Genomic DNA, 20,400 nt, shown 5'->3' with positions numbered 1-20,400 from the left:
ATCCATCCTCTTGAAGAGGGATGGATGCGCGGATCAAGTCTGCGCATGACGGATCGTGAGCGACGAGCGACCTGATGCGCCCCACCCTGCTTAATCCCTTGTTTGCGCCGGTCACGAGCCTTCCGGGTGTCGGGCCGAAGCAGGACAAGCTGCTGCGCTACCTGCTCGACCGCGATGAGACGCCGCGGCTGGTCGATCTCTTGCTGCATCTGCCGGCAAGCGTGATCGACCGCCGGGCGCGGCCGAAGGTCCGCGAGGCAACGCCGGGAACCGTGGTGACGCTGGAAGTCACGATCGACCGTCACCGGCCGCCCCCGCCGCGCAATTCCCGCGCGCCCTACCTCGTCTATGCCTCTGACGATACCGGCGACGTGGTGCTGACGTTTTTCCGCGCCAAGCCCGGCTATGTCGAAAAGCTGTTGCCGGTCGGCGAGAAGCGCTACGTGTCCGGCACGCTGCAGATGTACGACGGCGTCCCGCAGATCGTGCATCCAGACCGCGTCGTGGACGAGGCGGGGTTTTCCAAACTGTCCGGCATCGACCCGGTCTATCCGCTGACGGAAGGTCTGGCATTGGGGTCGCTGCGCCGCGCGATCGCGCAGGCGCTGCAGAAGTTGCCGGAACTGCCGGAGTGGATCAGTCCGGAGGTGCTTCGCCGCTGCAGCTTTCCACCGGTCCGGGAAGCGCTCAATCGCGTGCATGTGCCGCTCGAACTCACCGACATCCTGCCCGACGGCCCGTTCTGGTCGCGGCTTGCCTTCGACGAGCTCTTGGCCGGTCAATTGGCGCTGGCGCTGGTGCGCGCGCAACTGCGGCGTCCGGCCGGTGACCGCAATGCCGGCGACGGTCATCTGCGCCACAAGATCATCGACGCGCTTCCGTACGCGCTCACCGCCTCGCAGCGCGCGGCGATCGCCGCCATCACCGAGGATCTGCGCCAGCCGGTGCGGATGCTGCGGCTGCTGCAGGGCGACGTCGGGTCTGGCAAGACGGTCGTGGCACTGCTTGCCGCGGCTGCGGTCGTCGAAGCCGGCAAGCAGGCCGCGCTGATGGCGCCGACCGAAATCCTCGCGCGCCAGCATATCAAGACCGTCGCGCCGCTCGCCGAACGCGCCGGGCTGCGGGTCGCGATCCTGACCGGCCGCGAGAAAGGCAAGGAGCGGCGCGAAATTTTGGCGCGGCTCGAAGCCGGCGAGATCGATTTCCTGGTCGGCACCCACGCACTGATCCAGGACGACGTGATCTTCAAGGCGCTGGCGCTGGCCGTGGTCGACGAGCAGCATCGCTTCGGCGTGCGCGAGCGGCTGGCGCTGACCAACAAGGGTGAAGCCGTCGACGTGCTGGTGCTGAGCGCAACGCCGATCCCCCGGACGCTGGTGCTCACCTATTTCGGCGACATGGACGTCTCGGAGCTCCGCGAGAAACCGGCCGGCCGGCAGCCGATCGACACCCGCGCGGTTCCGGCGAGCCGGCTCGACGAAGTCGTCGACGCCGTGGGGCGCGCGTTGAAAGCAGGCAAGCTGGTCTACTGGATCTGCCCGCTGGTCGAGGAGTCCGAGGCCGAGGGCACCGAGCATCTGACCAACGCCACGGAGCGTTTTGAGAAGCTGCAGCAACGCTTCCGGGACAAGGTTGGTCTCATCCACGGCCAGATGAAGGGTGCGGACAAGGACCGCGTGATGGCGCAGTTCGCCGCGCACGAGATCGGGCTCCTGGTCGCGACCACCGTGGTCGAGGTTGGCGTCGACGTGCCCGCCGCGACCATCATGGTGATCGAGAATGCCGAGCGCTTCGGGCTCGCACAATTGCACCAGCTCCGCGGCCGGATCGGGCGCGGGTCGGACGCCTCCACCTGCCTCCTGCTCTACAAGGAGCCGCTCGGCGAAATGTCGGCGGCACGGCTGAAGGTGATCAGGGAGACCACCGACGGCTTCCGGATCGCCGAGGAGGACCTGAAGCTCCGCGGCGAAGGCGACGTGCTCGGCATCCGCCAGAGCGGCCTGCCCGGCTATCGCATCGCCCGCTCCGACGTGCACGCCCAACTGATCACGCAGGCGCGCGACGAGGCGCTGCGCATCATGAAGGACAATCCAAAACTCAAGGGCGAGCGCGGCGAGGCGCTGCGCTGCCTGCTCTACCTGTATGAGCGCGATGAAGCCGTGCCACTGATCGGCGCGGGATAGGTCTTGCTCGCCTCAACGGCGGCAATGCGGCGGCGGTAGTGCTCGGTGCCCTCGACGATCTTGTCGAGCAACGCGTCCAGCGCCCAGAACTTCTCATGGATATCGAAGGTGACCGCGCGGCTGTCGGTGCAGGCGAACGTGCCGAGACGCTGGTGATAGAGCTTTGCAAGCTTCGGATAGCCCATCGGCTCGGCCATCGCTGATAGCGCGAGGTACACCGAAAGTTCATCCGCCAGCGCCGGATGGTCGGCATGTTCGGTCATCAGCCATTTGTAAAGATCAGGATGAAAGTTGGTGAACACGCCGGTAAAACCGCGCGAACCGGCCTTCATCGCCGCAAAGGCAATCGCCGCATTGGCATTGACGATGGCAAGCGGCGTGCCCCTGGTCAGCGTCACCCGCCGCTTCACCGTTTCGAGCTCGCAGGAGACGTCCTTCAGGATGACGAAGCGGCCGCTACTAGCACAGAACTTCAACTCGTCATCGGTCAGCAGGCGGCGATAGGGTGCCGGGCACTCGTAGAGACCGAGCGGAACTTGTTTCGGCAGCCGGTCCAGCAGCCAGGTCAGATCGTCGATGAACTTGGCCCCGCCTTCCCGCTTCGCATCGAGCCGGTTGGTGACCAGCACCATGGCGTCGACGCCGGTCGCGGCAATCGCAGTCAGCTCGGCAAGCTGGTCCTCCAGGCTTTCGCTGACGTGACCGGAGGCGATGACGGGCACGCGGCCTGCCGCCGCCTTCTTGACGAAGGCGGCAAGCGCAACCCGCTCGTCGAGACTGAGAAACTGCATCTCGCTGGACTGGCAGACCGCAAACAACGCGTCCGAGCCGTTGTCGATGTACCATTCCACCAGCCGGCCAAGGCCCGGATAATCGATCACACCGTTTGCCGTGAACGGCGTGATCATCACGGGAATGATGCCTTCGATCTTCTTGGTCATGATATCAGGCCGGTCCAGCATTTGAGGATCGAGGAGACGTTAGCGTGATTGCCGTCATTCCGGGATGCGCGAAGCGCAGACCCGGAATCTCGAGATTCTCAGGTGCGCACTTGCGCACCGGAGTTCGCATCTTCGATGCGCGCCGGAATGACGACTCCAAATCACTCCACCTTCACCTTTGCCGGAGCCGGCTTCAGCCCGGCGGCCGAATTCGCGACGCGCGCCGCGTTCGCCATGCCGGCCAGCGCACCATTGCGTTTCTGCGGATCGGAGCCGGGCTGCACCACGCCGGCGGACATGATCAGCGTCGCGGCATCCTCGGTCGTCATGTCGACTTCGATGATCTTGCTCTTCGGCACGTAGAAGAAGAAGCCCGTGGTCGGGTTCGGTGCGCAGGGCAGGAAAACCGAGATGTGCTCCTCCTCGCCGGGCAACTGGCTCGCGACATTCTCGCTCGGCGACTGAGAGATCAGGACGATCGACCACATGCCGGGCGAAGGAAATTCGACCAGGCCAACCCGGCGAAAGCTCGATCCCTTGCCTGAGAACAGCGTCTCGAACACCTGCTTGAGGCCGCGATAGATCGCGCGCACCACCGGCATGCGGCCGAGCAACCGTTCGCCGAGATCGACCAGCGTCCGCCCGATCAAATTGGCGGTGAGGAAGCCGAGCAGCGTCAGCGCGATCACCGCGACGATCAGTCCCGACCCCGGCAAGCCGAACGGCAGGTAGGTCTCGGGACGGTAGACCGTCGGCACGAAGGGGCGAACCAGATTGTCGACCCAGTTCACGAACCACCAGGTCAAATAGAGCGTGATCGCGACCGGCCCTGCGACAATCAGTCCGGTCAGAAAATAGTTCCGAAAACGGGCCATCAGCCCGGCGTGATGGCCTTCCGGCACGGATTCGTCCGGGGGCGCGGTCGGGGGCAGTTCTTCGCGGTTCATCGTGGTTCCAGGTCAGGGCGGCCGAACTCGACATTCGGGCGCGATGGACGCAAAACCGGGGTCCACTTTTGCTGATCGCGCCTATGCCAGCTAAGCCATCCTAGCAGGTTTTTGAAGGGCCAGCGTGACAGCCGATGGTCTTGACTATTCGACAGTTACCGATTTGGCGAGATTTCGCGGCTGATCCACGTCGGTGCCCATCACCACGGCGGTATGATAGGCCAGGAGCTGCACCGGGATGGCATAGACCATCGGGCTGAAGGTCGACGCCATGTCGGGCAGCACGATGGTGACCAGGGAATCGACGGTGGCTTCCGCCGCCCCCTTGGCGTCGGTCATCAGGATGATGTTGCCGCCGCGGGCTGCGACTTCCTGCATGTTGGAGACGGTCTTCTCGAACACCCGGTCGTGGGGTGCGATCACCACGACCGGCATGTTCTCGTCGATCAGGGCGATCGGTCCGTGCTTGAGCTCGCCGGCGGCGTAGCCCTCGGCGTGGATGTAGGAAATCTCCTTCAGCTTCAGCGCGCCCTCCAGCGCCAGCGGATAGCTGGTGCCACGGCCGAGATAGAGCACGTCCTTCGATTTCGAGATGTCGCGTGCCAGCTTCTCGATCTGCGGCTCCGCGATCAGCGTCGCCGCCATCAGGCGCGGAATCTCGACGAGGCCGTGGACCAGCTTGGTCTCGTCCTCGTCAGACAATTCGCCGCGCGCCTTGCCGGCCGCAACCGCGAGCGAGGCCAGCACCATCAACTGGCAGGTGAAGGCCTTGGTCGAGGCGACGCCGATCTCGGGGCCGGCAAGCGTCTGCAGCACGGTTTCGCTTTCGCGCGCAATCGTCGACGTCGGCACGTTGACGACCGAGAGCGTATGAACGCCCTCGGCTTTGGCGTAGCGCAGCGCGGCCAGCGTGTCGGCGGTCTCGCCGGATTGCGAAATGAAGATCGCAAGATCGCCCTTGCGCAGCGGAGCCTCGCGGTAGCGGAATTCGGAGGCGATATCGATTTCGACCGGAATGCGCGCCAGCCGCTCGAACCAGTATTTGGCGACATAGCCGGCATAGTTCGCGGTGCCGCAGGCCGTGATCGAAATGCGCTGGATGTCCTTGAAATCGAACGGCAGCTTGACCGGCAGCATGACGCGCTCGGTCGCCATGTCGACATACCTGGCAAGCGTGTGCCCGACCACTTCCGGCTGCTCGTGGATTTCCTTGGCCATGAAATGGCGGTAGTTCGCCTTGTCGACCAGCGAGGTCGAGGCGCTGTGCTTGACCGCCTCGCGCTGCACGATCGCGTTGTTCCTGTCGTAGATGACCGCGCCCTTGCGCGTCAGCACCACCCAGTCGCCGTCTTCGAGATAGCTGATCGTATCGGTGAACGGCCCTAGCGCGATCGCATCCGACCCCAGATACATCTCGCCGTCGCCGTGACCGATCGCCAGCGGCGGGCCATTGCGGGCGCCGATCATCAGATCGTCATCGCCGGCGAAGATGAAGCCCAGCGCGAAGGCGCCGCGCAACTCCGAGAGCGCCGCCCTCACCGCCTCGACCGGCTTGATGCCCTTTTGCAGAAAGCTGTCGACGAGGTGAAGAACGATCTCGGTATCGGTCTCGGTCTTGAAGGCCGCGCCCTTCTTCTCCAGCGCTTCGCGCAGCTCGCGGAAATTCTCGATGATGCCGTTGTGAACCACGGCGACGCGATCGGTCGCATGCGGATGGGCGTTGTTCTCGGTCGGCTTGCCGTGGGTTGCCCAGCGGGTGTGCCCGATGCCGGTGTGTCCCTGGAGCGGTTCGGCATCGAGCCGCTTTTCGAGATTCTTCAGCTTGCCCTCGGCGCGGCGGCGCGCGAGGTGATCGCCTTCCAGCGTGGCGACGCCTGCGGAATCATAACCGCGATATTCAAGCCGCTTGAGTGAATCAACCAGGAGCTCCGCGACCGGAGCTTTCCCAAGAATGCCGACAATGCCGCACATGCGGTTCAATATCCCCAAATCGACGACGAGTGGCGTCGCAACCCGCTAGTCTCATAGCGGCAATGGCGGGCACACAGATAGTCAATAATTGTTGCGTATTGAGACAGCCTTAAGCGGGAAGCTTAACGGACCGCCTGACTATTGACCTGTTACACCTGCAAAGGCGCGCGGAACAAGGGTCCGCGATCTCGCGGCATATCTGCCCGAGGCTTGCATCTCGTTTGCCCTCCTCTCCAATCAGAGGGCGCAGGGAAGACCGGGTGCGCGCCGCACCCGCGGTCTCGTGTGCGGTTGCGCATAGCAAGAGATGCACACGAGCATACAGGTTCGGCGGAAGCATCCCGGCCTTCCCTGCGCAATGGCTTTACGGCTTATAACGTGCTCTCCCCGGCGAACGGCTTTTTTGCCACCGTCGCCCCCAAGAAGCTTGGCCTGAAGCTTCGCTTCTGTTGGGAACTTAATGCCAGCACCGCGACATCAGGACCACACGACTTCACCGTACGCTTCCGGCGCGCAACGTCATCAGCGCCATCCGCGTCCATCGCATCCACCGCGCGTTCGTGACGTTCGCGAGCGCCCCTCATCTTGCGGTGAGACGGGCGGAGTTATGCCGCTGATTTGGCTCGGAACGAAAGCGGAATATTTTTGATTCGTGGGCTTGACATGATTTCGGATAATCCGAAGTGATTTGCCCGTCGGGCGGCAGTCAAGGTGCAATGAGTGCACTGTCAGCATAATTTAGCCAACCAACTCGCACGGGAGAAAGAAAGGGTTAGACACGGCGCGGATCGTTTTCAATCTCCTTGAATTTACCTTGATGGCTTGCCGGCCCCGCAGCCGATGATCTTTGCCAGAAGGAGCCCCACGATGACCATCACCATTACCGCCTTTGAACGGTCACCCGATGGCGGCAAGGGACTGGCGCGTGACACGCGCGTTCGCTGGGCGCTTGAAGAAGTGCGCCAACCTTACGAGGTTCGCCTTGTTTCATTTCGTGCGATGAAGGAACCCGCGCATCTGGCGCTTCATCCTTTCGGTCAGATTCCAACTTATGAGGAAGGCGATCTCGCCCTGTTCGAGACAGGATCGATCGTCTTGCATATCGCCGAGCGCCATGCGGGCCTGCTGCCTGATGATGCCAATGCCCGGGCGCGCGCGATCACCTGGATGTTTGCCGCGGTCAACACGGTGGAGCCGCCGATCCTTGAACTTGCAACCGCCACATTGCTGGAAAGCGACAAGCCCTGGTATGCGGCGCGTCTGCCGCTTGTCGAGGATCGCGTGCGCGACCGGCTGAATCAGCTTTCCGCCCGCCTGGGCGATGCCGACTGGCTCGACGGTGCGTTCACCGCGGGCGACCTGATGATGGTATCCGTGCTGCTCAGACTGAGATCATCGGGCATTCTGGACGAATTTCCGAACCTGGCAGCCTATGTCACCCGCGGCGAAGCGCGGCCTGCGTACAAACGGGCTTTCGCCGCTCAATTGGCGGTTAATACCGGCAAGCCGCCGACCGGCCAATGAGTCCGTTCTGGGGCTGGAAGTCGTCATCCGAGTTTTTCGTTCAGGGTATGGGTCCTGACCCTGGCTCCCGCAGCGAGAACGACAAATTGAATGAACTGTCACTGTAATACGAGGTCTGGCGCAGACGGACCGAAGCGCATCGGCCTGTTGCCAACTCTAATGGCGAAAGACAGACTCTCGGCCTTTTCCCCCTGGGTTGCAGGTCTCCCAATTCCAACCAGCGGAGAGCGAAATGGCTGAAAAGATCGATGTTGAGGTTACCGGCAAATCGCAGTTTGAAGTCGCCTACGACATGGCGAGGTTCATTCTGGTCAATATGGAAGGTCGTCGGGTGAAAGGCGTAAAGCGCGAAGAGCTCCTGCATTTGGTAGCTGACTGCATCGAGGCCTTGCGCGGCATCAAGGTCAAGCAGATTATCAGCTAAAAAGGTGAGGCTGGCACCCCGTCCAGCCTCCTCTTGTCCGCAAGGGATTTGCGCGGCGGCATAGCTTCCTAAATTTGCTCCTGCAAGCAGGTCGGCGACGTCGATCGCATCAAGTGTTCGCGGACGTGGACGCCGCCGAAAGATGTTCGAGGAAAGCGGTGTTACGGTGACAGTGCACCTAACTGCACTGCGCGAGTAATCCTCAGCCGGATTAAGCGCTCTGGCCTCGTGATTTCCGCATTAAGTGCACCGTCACTGTAATTCGGACGCATCCAAAATTGCGGTGCCAGCGAACTTAATCTGGCGCGCTGGTGTGAAGTGCAGTTGAGTACACTGTCACCGCAATTGGAAGTAATTGAGCCCGCCAAGGCAGCTTCTGAAGTTACGGTGCTAGTCCAGCACCGTCACCGCAATTCCATAATTCTCCGGATGGATGACTGAGCAAGGTTATCGGGATTTGTTGCAAAGCGGCACCTGATGACCGCGACGTTTGCCTTTGGCTAAATCCCTCGATCACGTCGGTAGGAGATCGGCCACGACGGCACTGTTAGTATTTGCTGTAAATTTTCGAAATCAGTTCATAGATGTGAGCGCCGACCGTCACCTCCTCAAAAGAAGCCGAGTTGGGGTGACCAGCTGTATTGCGTCTGTCCAGGCAGCTTTGAAGCTCCTTATGCTCGGCCTTCGTCAAAACGCCAATGTGCTCAAGCATGTTCAGAAATTCGGCTTCCCTCAGTGAGGCAAGATCGTCCACGCTTACTTTATCTTTCCACTCTTTCTTTTGGATCTTTTCGTTCTTCTGGTTCTTTTCGGATCGTCGTCGTCCTTCTTGGTTGAACTCAGCAAGCTTGTTATTGAGGACGTGTTGATACAGCAAGTAGACTGCACCGACCCAAATCAGCACAATGGCTGACCGATAGGCCTTGTTCTTCACACACTGAATGGCCTCTTCAATAAACCGAGCTCTGTCCGGATCGTGAACATCAGTCAGATACCTTTCGAGTGCGTGGGTGACTGGTGTGAGCACCCCGGCGGGATTTAACAGTCCTCGATCAGCGAGACTTTTTTTGCACGCCTCGGTGACTGTCCAACCATTTGGAAGGTAGATCGCGTTCTTCGTCTGTCTGAGAAAATTACCCGGGAGACTACCAGACCCGTCCTTCCACCCATTTTGCCGCGCAACCGCCCTTATGTCATTAGCCTTCATCGGACCGTCGTGCATGGCGATGATCAGGAGGTACTTATCGGTTTTAGAAACGTCCCGGCGAGCTAAACTTTCGCGGAGTAGCGTCATGAGCTAAGCTTCTCGACAAATTTTTCGTATGCAGCGTGTGACAGGGCGTAGTTGCCGCTGGATGGCTCGTTGATTTCCCCGCGGGAGAGCAAACCTTCAATTGTCTGCGTAAGGTTCTTACCCATATTGGGGTTGTAGAACCTTGCGGCATTTTTCATTTCGTCGTGGATCTTGTCTCGGCTTGCCGGCTCTATTCCATCGCTGATCTGAAGCTTTGCTAGAGCGATCTTGAAGAGCTCGGGCCCCGATCCAGCTTGCATTTTTGCTGCAGCCGAAGCGGTCGTGAATGTCTTGGTCTGTGATGTCGTAGGAACCTCGTCGGCGTTTTCATCATTGCCTGCGCCACCAATCGCTTGGATGATTGAGGCAATGAGATCCGGCACCTCGGATTTGAGGAATTCGACTTCACCTTCCCACTCGATCTCAATTCCCTTGGTTTTGATACGCAATTTGGCTGACACATGTGCCCCCTGGACCGATCTAAAGGGTGTCAGTAACAACCTCCAATAGTGATTCGGGAAAGAGACTGCCGCCTGTAATCCCCATATTCCCCAGCGAATTACCTTCCGCTCTCCAGGGGGCGCAAGCGCGCAGCGCGGCCGCTAGCGTTACGGTGACAGTGCACTTAAATGCGCTACGCCTGCGATGGCGTTGCGGAGGGTTTGGCGAGTGTCCGCCGATTGAGAAGTCTGAAGCGGAAAGCTCAACAATCCCACCCCCTAACCCTCTTTCGCCTTCGCCCGCAGCTTCATCTCGCGGTACCTTGCCGCCCCGCCCTCGCGGTTGGTCTGCGGGCTGCGCTCCACGGCCATCGCGTCGTCGGGCACGTCCTTGGTGATGACGGAGCCCGAGCCGATATAGGCGCCGTTGCCGATTTTCACCGGCGCCACCAGTGAGGCGTGGGTGCCGATGAAGGCGCCCTCGCCGATCGTGGTCTTGTGCTTGAAGAAGCCGTCATAGTTGCAGGTGATGGTGCCGGCGCCGAGATTGGCCTTGGCGCCGACATGGGCGTCGCCGACATAGGAGAGATGGTTGATCTTGGCGCCGGCTTCGATCGTCGCGGCCTTGGTCTCGACGAAGTTGCCGATCTTGGCGCCCTCGCCGAGCGATGAGCCCGGGCGCATGCGGGCAAAGGGACCGACCAGTGCGTTCTTGCCGATCGAAGACAGCACGATGTGCGAGAACGAATGGATCACCGCGCCGTCGCCGATGGTGACGCCGGGGCCGATCACGACAAACGGCTCGATGGTGACGTCGCTGCCGAACTTCGTATCGGCGGCGAGATAAACCGTCTCCGGCGCGACCAGCGTCACGCCGGCATCGAGCGCCGCCTGGCGCAGCCGCGCCTGCATGACGGCTTCCGCCTCCGCAAGCTGGGTCTTGTTGTTGATGCCGCGCACTTCATCCTCGCTGGTTTCGATCACGACGGCCTCCAATCCCATTTCCCTGACGATTTCGACGGCATCGACCAGATAATATTCGCCCTTGCTGTTGGCATTGCCGATCCGGTCGAGAATTTCCAGTGCTCGGCGGCCGTCGAACGCCATCACGCCGGCATTGCACAGCGTGACCTTGCGCTCCTCTGCCGTGGCATCGGCATGCTCGCGGATCGCCACCAGGCGATCGCCGTCGAGCAGCAGCCGGCCATAGCCGGTCGGATCGGCGGCGCGGAAGCCGAGCACTGCGAGCGCCGCGCGCTGTTCCAGCGGCGCGCGGAGCCGGGCAAACGTCTCCGCCGAAATCAGCGGCGTGTCGCCGAACGCCACCAGGAGATCGTCGGCGCCGCGGGCGATCGCCTCGCGGGCCGCCAGCACGGCATGCGCCGTGCCAAGCCGCTCGGCCTGAACGAAGGTCGCCGCATCGGCGCGCACCCGCCTGACCTCGTCGGCCACCGCCTTGTGATCCGGCCCGATCACGACGGCGAGCGAAGCGCCGGTTCCGTGCGGGGCCGCATCCAGCACATGGGCCAGCAGCGATTGGCCGGCGACCTGGTGCAGCACCTTGGGCAGCGCGGATCGCATGCGCGTGCCCTCGCCGGCGGCAAGCACGACAGTCAGGCTGGATCGAGCGGTCATTCTGGTCCTCAAGGCCAACACGGTTGCGCCGGCCGTCTTTAATTGTTTTCCACTGGAGATCAAACCGATTCGCTGCCCCGAAAATGTCCGGATTCAGGTGGGCCGCGCATTTCCTGTTAGTGTTTAATCCGTGATTCGGCGGGCCTTGAGGAGGGCCGAGGGCGTTTGGCCAAAAAACCTGACCATCTCGCAGACTTCGAGGCGGATGACAGCGGCGGCGTGCTGAGCAACCTGTTGGCCGACGAAGACGAGCTCGACCGCCGCGCGCTCTGGCGCATCGGATCCTGGGGCGTCGCCGCGACGGCTGCGGTGATTCTGGCGGTGATGGCCAACCAGTCCTCGCTCGGCCTGAAGCGGGACCAGGTCGCCGCGGCCGATCTGACCCGGCAGGCGCAGCAGATCCAGACGGTCGCCAGGGAAACCCAGAACGAGGCACGGCGGCTTGCTGCGGCGATCGAGACACTGAATACCGACCGCGACAGGCTGTATGCGCGTGTCACCAGCCTGGAACAAGGGCTCGATTCGGTTACCGGCGCCATTGGAAGGCAAGGGCCGGCGTCCGCCTCGCCGCCGGCGCCGAGTGCGGAACCGCCGGCCGTGCAAAGCCCGCCGCCTTCGCCGACCGCCGGGCCGGTGGCAGCCGCTCCGCCCACAGCGCCCGTCCCCAACAAGTCCGCGGCCGGTATCGCCGCGGCCGAGCCCGGCCCGGCGACGGTCTCCTCCGCTGCAAAGGATACCGCGAAGCCCGACCCTGCCAAAGCGGACAACGGCAAGCCGGAAACTGCAAAAGCCGACACGGTCAAGCAGGACGCCGCAAAAGCTTCGCCCGCCACGCCGCTGATGGCGTCCCAGTCGATGATGGCCCCACCCGATCCGGCAGCCGCCAGACTGATCGAGCCGGGCAAAGCCTCTGGTCCGGTGATCGCGAGCCCGCTCCCGGATGTCGTGGCGTCGGCGTCGAGCGATTCGGATGCAGAAGATGCCGGGCCACAGGTCTCGCTGCAGCGGACCGAATTCGGGGTTGATCTCGGCACCGCCAATTCCGTGAACGGCCTGCGCGCGTTGTGGCGCGGGCTGTTGAAATCGAGATCGAACGCGCCGCTCGCGCCACTGCGTCCAATCATCGTCATCAAGGAAGGCACCAACGGGCTCGGCATGCAGCTTCGCCTGGTCGCCGGTCCGCTGAACGACGCCGGCGCTGCCGCCAGGATCTGCGCCGTGCTGATGGAAAACAACCGGCCGTGCGAGACCGCGATCTTCGATGGCCAGCGGCTGTCGTTGAACGATCCGCCGCCTACTGCCGCCAAGCCCGGCCCGCGCCGGCGCGGCATCGCCAAGCAGTCGGCGGCGACAGTCGTTGAGGAGCCGCCGAAGAAGCCGGAGCCGCCGCCGGAGCCAACGCAGACGACATTTTCGTCCATCTTCGGCAAGAAGAATTCACAATAGGCTTTTGGCTACAGCGCGTTACGGCGCATTTCTGACTTGCGTTCTCACGGGAGTTGAACGCTTGTCCCAACAGCCAATCCCGACCATATTGCGCGCATGAAAAAATCCCCGTTCCGGCTCACGCCCTATCAAGTGCAATTCCTGTTGGTGATCGGCTTCGTCACCGTCGGTTATGCGCTCTATCTTCGCTACCTTGCGATCGAGTTCTCCACTGTCGCGCTGGCCTGCGACGCCGGCCTGCAAACCATGCTGTGCAAGTCGCGCACGCTCGCCACCTACCTGTTCAAGAATTCGGTGTTCGGCATCACCGCGCTTGTGATCGCGACGCTTCACGTCATGCGGCCGTCGATCGTGCTCTTGACCGGCGGCCTGATCGCGGCGGGACTCGGAATCGTGCTCTACAATATCGTGCTGTCGGGAATTGCGATCGGCCTGCTTATTTTGGGATTTGCACGGCCCGCGCCCGCCACAGCGTGAGCGCGAGCAACAGATAGATCGCGCAGGTCCACATCGACTGCCAGTTCTGGTTGCCTTCGTTGATACCGGTGAAGAGCGCGGCTGCGAGCAGCAATCCGGCAAACGCCGACTCGGCGATCGGACGCACGCCGTCTTTCGGCCGGTTGAGCAGCATCAAGGCCGCAAACGGCACCACCGCCATGGTCAGCGAAGCGAATGGAAAATCGCGGTAGCGGGGGTCGAACGCAAAGCCGAGCGCGGTTTGCGCCGCGATCACCGTGGTGACGCCCAACACAATGCCGAGCAGCACTGCGAGCGCCGACTTGGTCCGGAAATCGCGCGGCCCGAGCAGTTCGAGAAAGGTCGGCAGCGGCCGTCCCGACATCGCCGCGTTCGCGCACAATAGCGGTGAGGCGATGGCGGCCGCCAGCAGCGCCCCCCATTGCAGCCAGCCTCCGGCCCCATAGCTTTCGTAATACATCTTGTCCGCGGCAACCCCGAGCAGCATGCCGGCGGTCGTCGCCGACGTGCCGACCGCGATCCATGCTGCGAGCCCTGGCTTCCACGGCCGCCGCCGCATCGTCAGCCAGCCCACCAGGAACACGAGGGCGCTGAGCGCCATGCCGCATCCCATCTGCAGCTTCCAGGACGGATAATTGCTGATCGGCTCGCCGGGCGGATATTTCACCGCCCGCTGCGCATCATCGATCATGCCCCAGTAGCCGCCGACGGTGCCTTCGAGCTGGCGCTTCCACGGCTGGTCGTAGGCCTCGATCAGGTTGACGCGAAATTTTTCGCGCTTGGCGAGGTCGAGAATTTCGGACACGACGCGCGCCTGGTTGGTGCGCGACGGCAGCGCGCCTTCGCGCATCCTTCCCGCGCTCGGCCAACCGGTCTCGCCGATCAGGATTTCCTTGTTCGGAAATGCCACCGCCATTCGCTTGCGGATATCGTCGACATGGCTGGCGGCGTGTTTCGCGCGTACCGGCATGTCTTCCCAGTACGGCAGGATGTGGATCGTGACGAAGTCGACCGCGTCATAGATTTCGCGGTTGCGCAGCCAGAATTCCCAGACATCGGCATAGGTCACGGGCACGGTGACGCGCGACTTCACCGAGCGGATATGGGCTGCGAGGTCCGATGTCGTCATCTCGCCGCGCAGCAGCACCTCGTTGCCGACCACCAGCGCGATGATGACGTCGGGATGTTCCTTGGTCAGCTCGATCGCAACCGAGATCTGCGCGAGGTTCTTGGTGCGGCTGCTCGAGAGCCAGATGCCCTGGATCACCTTCAGGCCGACCTTGGCGGCCTGTGCCGGAACCTGATCGAGCCCGTTCTCGATCGAATAGGTCCGCACGCAGTCGGTGATCTTGGCGAGCTGCGCCAGATCCTGCGCGATCTGTTCAGGCGGGATTTGCGTGGTCGGTATCAGCGGCGTCTGCGCGCCCCGGAACGGGGCGTATGACACGCATTGCAGCTTGGCGGTGGGGTCGATCGGCGCGCGCGCAAGCGTGATCGGCGTGGCGAGCCACCACCACAGGGCCGCAATCATACCTAGCGATGACAGGAGAAGCGCCAGCGGCGTACGAAGAGAAATCGGTTCCATCCTCCGGGCGGGGACCGTCGATTACCCGTTCATCGGCGTTCTGCCAAGATGCACGATGGCCCTATTGCGCCCCATCCCCTGCGGCAGTTTTACCACCGCGTCGATAAAGTTGTGACTTTGCTGGACAAAATCCGAAATACCCGTCATGTGAATCGCCAACGTGTCCGCCGCATTGGGGACCTATTTGGGCGGCAACAAGCCAAAACCACCACACCGGCCAAGCGGCTGGAAACTGATCGGGGAATGTATGCGTCGACGGGTGCTTGATCCAAGAGTTGCGATTTTGAGGCGCTTTGCCGCTGCCGGCCTGGCCCTCCTGATCGGATCGGCTGGCGCGTTGGCCCAGAGCGGCACCCCGGCCCCCCAGGATCAGCAAGGCAAGCCGCCGGCCAACGCCGCTGATGCCAGCAAGGACAATCAGCGCAAGGCCGACGAATTCGTCGAGGCGGCCCAGGCCATCAACGGCCCGGCCGGAAATCCCGAATGCGTCTGGCTCGGCCGCCGGGTGGTAAGCCTGATGTGGCGGGACGATCTCGATACGGCATTCCGGCATCTCGACCTTTACGACCGGTTCGGCTGCCCGGGCGGCCATGTCCAGGCCGCCTTCCGCTGCCTGACGCGCTTTGGCGGCCAGATCGACCCGAAAGTGGCGGAAACCCTTTCCAGCCGCATCCAGGCCTGCTGGATCAATCCGGGTGCGCAGCCTCAGGCCGCCGCGGCAAGCCCGGCGCCAGCGGCGCCGGCGACCGCCGGCAACGCAACACCGGCGCCGGCCGCCTCGCCCTCGCCGGCCCCCAGCGCCGCGCCTGCCCCGGCGAAATAGACATCCGCCATTCAGGATGCGTTCAGAGGAACGATCCTATTGGTCCGGTGTTTGGATTGCTCGCGCCCGGAAAACGCCGTCCTTAAAAAAGTCATGGCGTCATACCAGTTGTGAAAACGCAGGGCAGGACTATCCTTATGACGCCGCCGTGCCGGTCGAACCTAGGGGACAGGTTCGCTTCCCATAAATTGCAGCCCCGTATGGTTTAGCCCTCGATGCGTGCCGTCGTTGCCGTTCTGCTGTTTGTAACCGCAGCTCACGCCGGGCTGTGGGGCTTGTTCCAGGACAAGCAGCCCGCCCCCGATTTCCGGGGCATCCTGCCCAGCGTCTCCTACGCGCCGTTCGAAGGAAGCGCCCACCCCGACGTCGACAATATTCCGCAGATCGAGAAAATCCGCGCGGACTTGAAGAAGCTGTCGACGATCACGCGCGCGATTCGTCTCTACTCTTCCACGGGCGGCGTCGAACTGGTGCCGCCGATCGCCGCCGAGTTCGGCCTCAAGGTCACCGTCGGCGCCTGGATCGACAAGAATGCCGACCGCAACGAACGCGAGATCGACGCGGCGATCACGCTCGCCAAGCGCAACAGCAACGTCAACGGCATCGTCGTAGGCAACGAAACCATCTACCGCGGCGAGCAGAAGGTCGAAGACCTGGTCGACCTGATCAAGCGGGTGAAGAAGGCGGTCAATGTCCCCGTCACCACAGGCGAAATCTGGAACATCTGGCGCGACAATCCGGAACTGGCGTCTTCCGTCGATTTCATCGCCGCGCACGTGCTGCCCTATTGGGAAAATTTCACCGACAAGCAGGCGGTCGATCAGGCCGTCTATCTTTACGGGCTGTTGCGTGAAAAATTCCCCGGCAAGCGCATCGTCATTGCCGAATTCGGCTGGCCCAGCGCCGGCTATAATTTGAAGAACGCCGAACCCGGCCCGTTCGAGCAGGCCTCGGTGCTGCGCAACTTCGTCACCCGTGCCGAAGCGATCGGCATGGAATACAACATCGTCGAGGCGATCGATCAGCCCTGGAAATTCTTCGAAGGCGGTGTCGGCCCCTACTGGGGCATCCTTGACGCCAACCGCGAGCCGAAATTCGCCTGGACCGGCCCGATCGTAAACGAGAACTACTGGAAGCTGGCCGCGATTGCGCTGCTCGTCGGCATCCTGATGTCGCTGCCGATCCTGCGGATCGAGCGGCCGACCGTCATGCAGGCCCTGGTGCTTTCCGCAGCCGCCAATGGCGTCGGCGCCTGGGTTTCCACCGTGTTCGCCTACTGGGCCGGGCATTATTTCGTGTTCGGCTCGGCGTTTGCGCTGACGCTCGGCCTGATCCTATTGGTTCCGCTGATCCTGATCGCAATGGCGCGCATCGACGAGATCGCGGCGATCGCCTTCGGCCGCGGCCCGCGCCGGCTGATTACCAAGAGCGCGGCAGTGGCGCCTGCCACCATCGGCGAGAACGTCGCCTTTCCAAAGGTGTCGATTCACATCCCGGCTTATTACGAGCCGGTCGAGATGCTGAAGCAGACGCTGGATGCGGTGTCGCGGCTCGACTACCCGAACTTCGAATGCGTCTGCATCATCAATAACACGCCCGACCCGGAGTTCTGGCGTCCGATCCAGGATCACTGCCGCGCGCTCGGCGAACGCTTCAAGTTCATCAATGCCGAGAAGGTGCAGGGCTTCAAGGCCGGCGCGCTTCGCATCGCCATGGAGCGCACCGCGGCCGATGCCGAGATCATCGGCATCATCGACGCCGACTATGTCGTGCATCCGGACTGGCTGAAGGATCTGGTCCCGGTGTTCGCCGACCCGCGCGTCGGCCTGGTGCAGGCGCCGCAGGAGCATCGCGACGGCGATCTCTCGCTGATGCACTACATCATGAACGGCGAATATGCCGGTTTCTTCGACATCGGCATGGTCCAGCGCAACGAGTTCAACGCGATCATCGTGCACGGCACGATGTGCCTGATCCGCCGCGCCGCGATGGACATGGCCGGCGGCTGGTCCAGCGACACCATCTGCGAGGACACCGACCTCGGCCTGACCATCCAGCAGCAGGGCTGGCTGACGCACTACACCAACGTTCGCTATGGCGAGGGTCTGCTGCCCGACACCTATGAGGCGTTCAAGAAGCAGCGCCACCGCTGGGCCTATGGCGGCTTCCAGATCGTCAAGAAGCACTGGCGGCGGTTCCTGCCCGGCGCCAGCCGGCTGACGCCGGACCAGCGCCGCGAGTTCTCGCTGGGCTGGCTGAACTGGCTAGGCGCCGAAAGCCTCGGCGTGGTGGTCGCAATCCTCAATCTGGTCTGGGTGCCGATCGTGGCGTTTGCCGACATCGCCATTCCCGACAAGATCCTGACGCTGCCGATCATCGCCTCCTTCGTGGTCTCGCTGGTGCATTTCGTCGCGCTCTATCGTCTAAGGGTGAAGATCAAGGCCGGCCAGATGCTCGGCGCGATGGTCGCGGCGATGAGCGTGCAGTGGACGGTGTCGCGCGCCGTGGCGCAGGGCCTGATCACCGAGCATCTCGCCTTCGCCCGCACCTCCAAGGGAGGCCTGTCGCGGATGTCGATCGAATTCCAGGCGTTCTGGGAAGCCGTAATCGGCGTGCTGCTCTTGATCGGCGCCGCCGTCCTGGTCGTCACCAACGGCTACAAGGAAGTGCGCGAGATCTACATCTTCGCGGGCGTGCTGGTGCTGCAAAGCCTGCCGTTCCTCGCGGCGGTCTCGATCGCGCTGTTGGAAAACTCCCGCGCCAATTCCTTCGCCTTCTGGCGCAACAGCGCGGTGCGGACGGCGGAACTGATCGGGCTGCGGCCCGTCAGCCTGCCGACGGTTTCCACCCAGTCCCAGCCGGTCGCCTCGGAAGTTCGCCGGGAGATCAATTGACCGCCCTGGATCGATTGGCGCCAGGCGGTTGAAGAAGCCGAACTAACCTTTAGCTATCCAAAGAGAATTAGAACCAGCCAAACCACGAATTTGCCGCGCCGGCGCTATTGACCCGTAACGGTCCGCCCCCTACACAGCGCGGCGAGTGAGCGCGTAGCTCAGGCGGTAGAGCACGTGACTTTTAATCATGGGGTCGAGGGTTCGAGTCCCTCCGCGCTCACCAAACGATTTCAAGCATTTAAGCCAGAAAATCTCTTCTCGAAAAGAAGATATCTTTTCATGTGCACACTCCCTGCGCACACTAGGCGGGGTGTGCCATGGACACCGATTCAGTCGGCCTTATCGCTACCATCGTTGCCGTGGTCCCGGTCCTAATTGCGGGGAAGGTGCAGGAGTGCAGGCAACGAAAAAGCCGCTAATAAGCGGCCCTAGCGATCGCCGGATGCGCCAAGGCCGCCAACCCTTTTTGGACAGGTTTTCTTCCGGCTGGAGCTATTCAGCGACACAAACCGGAAGCTTCGAATCTACTCGTCAGAAACGTGATTGTTCCTAAAATTGGAGCGCACGCGGTTCACGGCACGTCGCCAGCCTTCCTGGCAGCAGTAACCCTCGCGCGCAGACCGTTGACGCACTTCAGCGAGCGCCCTAAGCCACGGCGAGCTTTCCGCCTTCTCGTCATACCATTTCAGCGGCTCGCCCATTACCAACTCCGGCCGCCCAGCGCCCCTTCGTCGGACCGCCCTCTTCTTTCTTAAGCCCGGTCTCGCTCGGCGCACAGCCCATTGGGGCAGGCGCAAGCTGAAGAGAGACCAATGACTGTTCTTGTCTACGTCAACAGGAGCAAGCAGGTCGGCGATGCCTAGCACATCAAGGTGTTCGCCAATGTCGACGCTGCAGAAAAATGGTTCGAGGAGAACGACCCGAAGGGGTGGCGTTCGAGTATGAGGTTCTGGAGTGAAGGGCCGGCCAATGCCGCAGTAACTTAGAACCAGCCCTTATACAGGCAGAATCCAACCCAGACGACGACGGCCGCGATGGCTGTGATGTTCAAGTCTCGTTGTGACATTCACTGACGGCCTCGCGGACGTACTAACTTGGTGCTGATGCCGGTCAATCTCGAACGTAAACCTCACCTGTAGAGCCGGCCCGTTGTCGTCACTGACTTCGATCGCCATCCGGTGTCTCGGCCCGTCGTGGTTCTTTCTGACCGCGTCCCGCGCCATGTCGGCTAGTGCGCGGGCCGGGAAGTTCCAACCCTTCCTCGTGAGGGGCGACGTCACCCTCCTCAAGTCAAAGTAGTACCGTCGCATCGTCACCGGCCTTCGCACAATGGTAGAACTATGAAGCTCAGAGGTTGTCGCGGAAACAATAGGAACGAAGTCCGTTTTCCTGAATTTGAGTCGCGCTCAGTAAGGCGCGTACCATGAACACCCCGGATCAGGACGTTGTACTGCAGGCTATGGAGGATGCCAGGCGCATCCTTGGGGAATACATCGCGCTCCGCCCAAACGATGCCACGAGAACGGTGCACCGGCTAATTGCTGTTCTCGATCGAGAGGAAGTCGTCCACGCCCTGAATCGGATGAAGCTGCGCCGCACCATTCGGCTTGTGGAATGAAGCGACCCCGGCAATACGCAACGCACCGGGGCCGCCTGTCACTGGAGATTGCCCCGGCCGGGGACGCAGCCAGGCAACCAGACACTAGCCCGCCCCCCGGGCCTCGTCTGTACGGCCGCTGACAAAGGGGGGCAGCCCGCCAACGTGAACCGGCGGGCCTGAGTGTGCCTAGGACGCAGTATTCGGAAGGTGCGGTTC

16 protein-coding genes and 1 tRNA gene are annotated in these 20,400 nt (G+C 62.3%); 9 read left to right on the top strand and 8 right to left on the bottom strand.

Features of this window, described 5'->3' with window-relative positions; all coding sequences use genetic code 11:
* Positions 1-74: 74 nt before the first annotated feature.
* Entirely contained in the window at positions 75-2,183 is a 2,109-nt protein-coding gene (gene recG, locus HCN50_RS29695) for an ATP-dependent DNA helicase RecG (protein ID WP_171713424.1), read from the top strand.
* On the opposite strand, the gene HCN50_RS29690 is transcribed toward recG, so the two are convergent.
* From HCN50_RS29690 to glmS, 3 genes are all read right to left on the bottom strand, one after another.
* A complete protein-coding gene (locus HCN50_RS29690; protein WP_171713506.1) occupies positions 2,135-3,124 on the bottom strand; it encodes a Dap2 family DHDPS-related protein in 990 nt (329 codons plus the stop codon). The two genes, recG and HCN50_RS29690, sit on opposite strands and share 49 nt — an antisense overlap.
* A 161-nt stretch (positions 3,125-3,285) precedes the next feature.
* Positions 3,286-4,071: a DUF502 domain-containing protein gene (locus HCN50_RS29685; RefSeq protein ID WP_171713423.1), complete on the bottom strand. Its 786-nt coding sequence runs from the start codon at positions 4,069-4,071 to the stop codon at positions 3,286-3,288.
* A 144-nt stretch (positions 4,072-4,215) separates the two neighbouring features.
* A complete protein-coding gene (glmS, locus tag HCN50_RS29680; protein ID WP_171713422.1) occupies positions 4,216-6,042 on the bottom strand; it encodes a glutamine--fructose-6-phosphate transaminase (isomerizing) in 1,827 nt (608 codons plus the stop codon).
* A gap of 867 nt (positions 6,043-6,909) precedes the next feature.
* Between glmS and HCN50_RS29675 the strand changes: the two genes are divergently transcribed.
* Entirely contained in the window at positions 6,910-7,566 is a 657-nt protein-coding gene (locus HCN50_RS29675) for a glutathione S-transferase family protein (protein ID WP_171713421.1), read from the top strand.
* Between the two features lie 232 nt (positions 7,567-7,798).
* On the top strand, positions 7,799-7,990 hold the full coding sequence (locus HCN50_RS29670; RefSeq protein WP_171713420.1) for a hypothetical protein: 192 nt from the start codon (positions 7,799-7,801) through the stop codon (positions 7,988-7,990).
* Between the two features lie 547 nt (positions 7,991-8,537).
* Here the strand turns inward: HCN50_RS29670 and HCN50_RS29665 are convergent.
* The 3 genes from HCN50_RS29665 to glmU form a co-directional block, all read right to left on the bottom strand.
* Entirely contained in the window at positions 8,538-9,284 is a 747-nt protein-coding gene (locus HCN50_RS29665; protein ID WP_171713419.1) for a hypothetical protein, read from the bottom strand.
* A complete protein-coding gene (locus tag HCN50_RS29660) occupies positions 9,281-9,745 on the bottom strand; it encodes a hypothetical protein (protein WP_171713418.1) in 465 nt (154 codons plus the stop codon). The genes HCN50_RS29665 and HCN50_RS29660 overlap by 4 nt, the downstream gene beginning before the upstream one ends.
* A 258-nt stretch (positions 9,746-10,003) precedes the next feature.
* Positions 10,004-11,359: a bifunctional UDP-N-acetylglucosamine diphosphorylase/glucosamine-1-phosphate N-acetyltransferase GlmU gene (gene glmU, locus HCN50_RS29655; RefSeq protein WP_171713417.1), complete on the bottom strand. Its 1,356-nt coding sequence runs from the start codon at positions 11,357-11,359 to the stop codon at positions 10,004-10,006.
* Positions 11,360-11,524: 165 nt separating this feature from the next.
* Here glmU and HCN50_RS29650 point away from each other — a divergent pair, with 165 nt between their 5' ends.
* On the top strand, positions 11,525-12,805 hold the full coding sequence (locus HCN50_RS29650) for a hypothetical protein (RefSeq protein ID WP_171713416.1): 1,281 nt from the start codon (positions 11,525-11,527) through the stop codon (positions 12,803-12,805).
* Between the two features lie 96 nt (positions 12,806-12,901).
* A complete protein-coding gene (locus HCN50_RS29645) occupies positions 12,902-13,282 on the top strand; it encodes a hypothetical protein (protein ID WP_171713415.1) in 381 nt (126 codons plus the stop codon).
* Here HCN50_RS29645 and HCN50_RS29640 read toward each other — a convergent pair.
* Both HCN50_RS29640 and HCN50_RS34335 read right to left on the bottom strand, forming a co-directional pair.
* Positions 13,242-14,867, bottom strand: coding sequence for a glycoside hydrolase family 17 protein (locus tag HCN50_RS29640; protein ID WP_171713414.1), 1,626 nt, complete (start codon positions 14,865-14,867; stop codon positions 13,242-13,244). The two genes, HCN50_RS29645 and HCN50_RS29640, sit on opposite strands and share 41 nt — an antisense overlap.
* Before the next feature lie 21 nt (positions 14,868-14,888).
* The gene (locus HCN50_RS34335; RefSeq protein ID WP_283812139.1) at positions 14,889-15,014 is read right to left on the bottom strand and encodes a hypothetical protein; all 126 of its coding nucleotides are present in this window, start codon (positions 15,012-15,014) and stop codon (positions 14,889-14,891) included.
* A gap of 100 nt (positions 15,015-15,114) precedes the next feature.
* Here HCN50_RS34335 and HCN50_RS29635 point away from each other — a divergent pair, with 100 nt between their 5' ends.
* From HCN50_RS29635 to HCN50_RS29620, 4 genes are all read left to right on the top strand, one after another.
* The gene (locus tag HCN50_RS29635) at positions 15,115-15,690 is read left to right on the top strand and encodes a beta-1-3, beta-1-6-glucan biosynthesis protein (RefSeq protein WP_171713413.1); all 576 of its coding nucleotides are present in this window, start codon (positions 15,115-15,117) and stop codon (positions 15,688-15,690) included.
* Positions 15,691-15,905: 215 nt separating this feature from the next.
* Positions 15,906-18,584, top strand: coding sequence for a glycosyltransferase (locus HCN50_RS29630; protein WP_171713412.1), 2,679 nt, complete (start codon positions 15,906-15,908; stop codon positions 18,582-18,584).
* A gap of 147 nt (positions 18,585-18,731) precedes the next feature.
* Positions 18,732-18,807 (top strand) — tRNA-Lys (locus HCN50_RS29625).
* Positions 18,808-20,007: 1,200 nt separating this feature from the next.
* Positions 20,008-20,202, top strand: a complete 195-nt coding sequence (locus HCN50_RS29620) for a hypothetical protein (RefSeq protein WP_171713411.1) — start codon at positions 20,008-20,010, stop codon at positions 20,200-20,202.
* Positions 20,203-20,400 lie beyond the last annotated feature (198 nt).

This window comes from Bradyrhizobium archetypum (assembly GCF_013114835.1).
In the GTDB taxonomy this organism is placed as follows: domain Bacteria; phylum Pseudomonadota; class Alphaproteobacteria; order Rhizobiales; family Xanthobacteraceae; genus Bradyrhizobium; species Bradyrhizobium archetypum.
This window is presented reverse-complemented; position numbering and strand designations above follow the sequence as displayed.

Excerpts from the sequence above, each read along its gene's own strand:
- HCN50_RS34335 (WP_283812139.1), bottom strand. The coding sequence starts at position 15,014 with ATGACGGGTATTTCGGATTTTGTCCAGCAAAGTCACAACTTTATCGAC.
- recG (WP_171713424.1), top strand. The coding sequence starts at position 75 with ATGCGCCCCACCCTGCTTAATCCCTTGTTTGCGCCGGTCACGAGCCTT.
- HCN50_RS29675 (WP_171713421.1), top strand. The coding sequence starts at position 6,910 with ATGACCATCACCATTACCGCCTTTGAACGGTCACCCGATGGCGGCAAG.
- HCN50_RS29640 (WP_171713414.1), bottom strand. The coding sequence starts at position 14,867 with ATGGAACCGATTTCTCTTCGTACGCCGCTGGCGCTTCTCCTGTCATCG.
- HCN50_RS29645 (WP_171713415.1), top strand. The coding sequence starts at position 12,902 with ATGAAAAAATCCCCGTTCCGGCTCACGCCCTATCAAGTGCAATTCCTG.
- HCN50_RS29665 (WP_171713419.1), bottom strand. The coding sequence starts at position 9,284 with ATGACGCTACTCCGCGAAAGTTTAGCTCGCCGGGACGTTTCTAAAACC.
- HCN50_RS29620 (WP_171713411.1), top strand. The coding sequence starts at position 20,008 with ATGAACACCCCGGATCAGGACGTTGTACTGCAGGCTATGGAGGATGCC.
- HCN50_RS29630 (WP_171713412.1), top strand. The coding sequence starts at position 15,906 with ATGCGTGCCGTCGTTGCCGTTCTGCTGTTTGTAACCGCAGCTCACGCC.
- HCN50_RS29670 (WP_171713420.1), top strand. The coding sequence starts at position 7,799 with ATGGCTGAAAAGATCGATGTTGAGGTTACCGGCAAATCGCAGTTTGAA.
- glmU (WP_171713417.1), bottom strand. The coding sequence starts at position 11,359 with ATGACCGCTCGATCCAGCCTGACTGTCGTGCTTGCCGCCGGCGAGGGC.
- glmS (WP_171713422.1), bottom strand. The coding sequence starts at position 6,042 with ATGTGCGGCATTGTCGGCATTCTTGGGAAAGCTCCGGTCGCGGAGCTC.
- HCN50_RS29635 (WP_171713413.1), top strand. The coding sequence starts at position 15,115 with ATGCGTCGACGGGTGCTTGATCCAAGAGTTGCGATTTTGAGGCGCTTT.
- HCN50_RS29685 (WP_171713423.1), bottom strand. The coding sequence starts at position 4,071 with ATGAACCGCGAAGAACTGCCCCCGACCGCGCCCCCGGACGAATCCGTG.
- HCN50_RS29690 (WP_171713506.1), bottom strand. The coding sequence starts at position 3,124 with ATGACCAAGAAGATCGAAGGCATCATTCCCGTGATGATCACGCCGTTC.